The sequence below is a fragment of the Terriglobus sp. YAF25 genome (assembly GCF_052113305.1).
Lineage (GTDB): Bacteria > Acidobacteriota > Terriglobia > Terriglobales > Acidobacteriaceae > Terriglobus.
Window position 1 is genome coordinate 1 of sequence record NZ_JBFRCY010000334.1, and the last position, 4,783, is coordinate 4,783.

Annotated in this window: 2 protein-coding genes; both read left to right on the plus strand. The window is 59.9% G+C overall.

All coding sequences use genetic code 11. From position 1 onward, the window contains the following. The coding region (locus AB4043_RS14835; RefSeq protein WP_442307391.1) for a TonB-dependent receptor at nt 1–3,034 on the plus strand (3,034 nt) is incomplete at its 5' end. 176 nt (nt 3,035–3,210) lie between these two features. After that, complete coding sequence (locus AB4043_RS14840) at nt 3,211–4,413, plus strand: ComEC/Rec2 family competence protein (RefSeq protein ID WP_442302060.1); 1,203 nt, start codon at nt 3,211–3,213, stop codon at nt 4,411–4,413. Nucleotides 4,414–4,783: the final 370 nt, after the last annotated feature.

The window sequence follows — 4,783 nt, forward strand, 5'->3', positions numbered from 1 at the left end:
CTATAGCACGACCTATAGCACGACCTTCCTGCAGCCTGGCCATTATGAAGTTGTGGCCGGTGGCACCGGCAACTTCGGTAAGGTCACGCGCAAGAACCTTGTTCTGACGGTAGGTCAGACTCTGAGCGTAGATGAAAAGCTCCCCGCAGCCTCGGTCGCCCAGGACGTTACCGTCTCCGACGTTTCTCCGCTGATTGATAGCGAAAAGACTGAGATCTCGCAGACAGTAGATCAGCAGCTTGTCTCGAACCTGCCCGTAAACGGTCGCCGCTGGGATAACTTCGTGCTGCTCACCACCAACGTGGTGCCGGACGGTAACAGCGGCCTGATCTCCTATCGCGGTATCTCCGGTCTGTACAACACGAACCTGGTCGACGGCGCCAACAACCAGCAGGCCTTCTTCTCGGAAGCCCGTGGCCGCGCAATCGGCTCTCCGTATGTCTTCTCGCAGGACTCCATCAAGGAGTTCGCCTCTTCCGCTTCCGGTTACTCCGCGGAGTTCGGACAGGCGGCCGGCGGACAGGTCAACGCCATCACCAAGAGCGGTACCAACCTGATTCATGGCGACCTGTTCTACTACCTGCGCTATCCGACTCTGAACGCACTTGACCCCTTTGCGAAGTTCACTGGACGCAGCAGCAATCAGCCCTTCCTGCTGACGCCGACGGTTCGTCAGCAGCAGCAGTTCGGTGGCTCGGTGGGCGGTCCCATCATCAAGGACAAGCTCTTCTACTTCTTCACCTATGACGGCTTCCGCAAGGTGAATCCGCTGCTCTACACCAGCTCGATCTCTGCGTCGTCTCTGGCAGGCTACAGCTGCCCAACGCCGGTCAGCCAGACCCAGTGCGATGCCGCCAAGGCATATATCCTCAGCGGTCAGACGGCTGTTTCGCGTAACGTCACGCAGGATATCTTCTTCCCGCGTCTTGACTATCAGCTCAACGGCAAGAACCACATTTCGGTGAACTTCAACTGGCAGGACTACAAGCAGCCGAATGGTTACACCACCTCTGCTACTGCCAATAACAGCTCGGCGACAACCAACGGACGCGCGGACTTCCACGAGCGCTTCCTGGTGGCCAACTGGGAGAGCGTCGTCTCCTCCAAGTCCGCGAACACGGTGCGTTTCCAGTGGTCGCGCGATCTTGAGACGACCGGAGCGAATGCCCCCGGACCGAGCGTGACCATTAGCGGTCTGTTTGCCTACGGTATGCCGAATGCTCTGCCTCGCGGAGCATTCCCGGATGAGCATCGCTGGCAGTTTGCCGATATCTTCTCAACCGTGCATGGTAAGCATTCGCTGAAGTTCGGCGCGGATATCAACCTGATCCACGAGCAGCTCTCGAACCTGTTCCAGGGCGGCGGTATCTACAGCTACTCCCAGGCAACTACGCCGCTCTCGTTCCAGGCATGGGTACAGGACGTCTATGGCCTGAACGGTGGACGTCACTACACCACCTTTACCCAGGTGAACGATCCCATTACCCATGTAGGTGCGGATGACTTCTGGAACAAGAACATTGCCGGCTTCGCCGAAGATGCCTGGAAGCTCCGCAACGACTTCACGCTGACGGTGGGCGTTCGTTACGACGTGCAGTTGATTCCTGCGCCTCCGCGTCCCTACACCAACAGCTACAACGGCGTTCCCAGCCCTCTCGGCAACTACTACACCAACACGATTAAGAACAACATGAAGATGGTGCAGCCGCGTGTCGGTTTTGCGTGGTCACCGGTTGACGGCATGGTGGTTCGAGGCGGTTACGGTATGTTCTATGGCCTGACCTCCGGTTCAACCCTGTATTGCACCCGCGTAGAGAACGGTGTCTTCCAGCAGCAGTACACGGTGGCCCCATCGGCCGCAGGTGCGCCGCAGAACATGGGTGTTCTGTTCACGCCTCCGGGACCGGCCTTGGCGGCCCCATTTGCCGGTGCTGTCACCCCGACCGTACAGAACACGGGCGCGGGAGCGATTCCGCTCTCGTTCCGCGGCCAGGACCCGAACTTCACCAATCCCTATACCCACTCTGTCGATCTGGCAGTCGAGCAGCGTCTGCCGGGAAACGTTAGCCTCTCGCTCTCGTATATCGGCACCCGCGGCATGCGTCTGCCGTACTTCATCGATGCCAACCTGCCCCAGTCGGCCTCTTCGAAGACCTGGGACATTGTCAACACGGCGGGTGCCACCCAGTCGACGATCACCGTGCCGTTCTACTCGGGTACGCGTCCTTCACCGAACGATGGCATCATCCTGGTGGGCTTCAGCGGCATCAACTCCTGGTATCACTCCGGAGCCTTCTCGGTCCGTAAGCCTTTCAGCCACGGTGTTGAGCTGCTTGCCAACTACACCTGGGCGAAGGCCATCGACGGATCGCAGGTCTCCGGTCAGAACGGTACCTTCAACGGAACCAACGCGATCTCCGATCCGCACAATCTGAAGAGCCCCGGAACTCTGAATGAGTACGGACGTTCGGATCTGGATATGCGCGGACGCTTTGTCGGCAGCATCGTCTACGCTCCAACCTTCGGTCTCTCGAACTCCATCTTGCGCTACGCGGCAAACGGCTGGACGGTCTCCGGAACGGCGACCGAGCAGACCGGTCTTCCGCTGACGCAGTTCATGTCGAACTTCCTGTCGGCTTCCGCCGGCGGCGGTATCGACGGTGGTGTGACGGGCGGCGTGGTCAGTCTCTTCGCTTCCAGTACGGGTGGTCGTGCTCCGCAGTACCGCCGCAACAATCTTCCCGGACCGGGTATCCGCAATGTCGACGCTCGCGTCTCGCGTTCGTTCCCGATCCACGAGAGCGTCAAGTTCGAAGTCTTCGCAGAGGTCTTCAACCTGGCAAACCGTCGCCACATCATTGGGCAGAGCACCAGCGCATTCTCGGCTGTGCAAAATGGAACGGCAGCGTGTGCGGGACACAGCAACTCGTGCATCGCCCCGTTCACGTCAACCGCATTCGGTACGCCAACCACAACCAGCTCGGTTCTCTTTGGACCGCGCCAGGTTCAGGTGGCAGCCAAGCTGTGGTTCTAAAAAAAAGACGAACAACAAAGCCCCGGCTTCGGCCGGGGCTTTGTCATTTTTGGCTCGGCCCATACTCTGGGTGCCCCATATCTGCGCAGCAGATGTGGGAATTCGAGCGCAAGCTCGATTCGTTTTTGTCACACTGAGCGAACACTTCCGGGCTACTCTCAACTCTGTCGACATCTATGCTCACTCGCCGCTCCGTTCTCCGTCTTCTTGCCGCCTCAGCCGTCTCCCCATCTGCCTTTGCTCAGAGCTCGGCCACGCTCCCCGCGAAGCGCCCAGGCGAACTCGACATCCATCACATCGATACTGGGAGAGGCAACAGCACCCTCATCCTCGGACCGGACGGACGTTCCTTCCTGATCGACGCGGGCTCCTCCACCAGTTCTCTGGAGACATCCTCTTCCCCCAGACCCAACGGCACCCGTCGCCCCGGACAATGGATCGCTGAGTACGCCCGCCGCAACAGCGTCAGCCGCATCGACTACTCCCTGGCGACCCACATTCATCCCGATCACGTAGGTGATCTCGAAGCAAACTGTCCAGCCTCTCCCGACGGTAGCTACAAACTCACCGGTCTAAGCGATGTCGATGCGCTGCTCCCGATCGAGACCCACATCGACCGCGCCTATCCCAACTTCGGCGATGCCAAGCCACTGGACGCACCCTTCGCGGCCAACTATCTCGCCTATCTGCAATCGCGCGTTCGTAACCACAAGCGCGTTGAAGCTGCGAAGCTCGGCTCCAGCCACCAGATCGTTCTCAAAGGCGCGGAGATCCGTATCCTCTCCGCCAACGGCCGCATCTGGACGGGCCAGGGAGAGACATCCCGCAGCGTAATACCGACAGACGCACTGAGCGCAGAAGAACAACCCAACGAGAACTTCTACTCCATCTCGTTGCGCATGACCTTCGGCAAGTTCAGCTACTACACCGGCGGAGACCTCTACTGCGACACCCACGACGGCCGCATACCGTGGCTCGATCTGGAATCACCGGTGGCACGACTTGCAGGCAGAACTGACGTAGCCACCGCCAACCATCACGGCTACTTCGACGCCACCGGCGGCGAGTTCGTCCGTGCCCTCGACGCACAGGCCTACATCATCCAGGCATGGGACGTAGGCCACCCCGGTCCAGCCCAGGCCCAACGCATGCTGGGCGAGTGGCCAGGAGCAGCAAGGCACGACGTCTACGCTACAGAATCCCTGCCCGCCAACCGGCTCCTGAACAACCGGTTCACCCCGCACTTCCGCAGCCGCCAGGGACACATCGTAATCCGCGTCTCCGCCAACACCGAAACCTTCCAGATCTTCGTCCTCGACTCCACCCGCGAAGACGCACCCATCCTCTTCACCTCCCAGCCCTACCGCACCCGCGGCTAGATCCGGGTAGAGCGGTCGGGTACCGGGCTGGGTGCCCCATATCTGCGAAGCAGATGTGGGCATTCGAGCGAAGCTCGAACCGCTTTTGCTTTGTCATCCTGAGCACCGCGAAGGACCCGCTTCATCGGTGTGGCAGAGAAATATCCCAGCCACGACGACCGTTGCCCCATTCTTTGCGAAGCAAAAGGGTGGGTATCGCGCTCCGCGCGACCGCTTTAACAACTTTGTCCCAGCCCGGTGCCCCTCCCTCGCAACGCTAGAGCCTTTTCCCTGTAGGCTGTAGGGCCTCTGCATCTATGGGCGTTTTCCGCAATGAAAACGCCGCTGCACACCCCTTCCGGGATACCCAGCTACAGGGAAAATGCTCTAG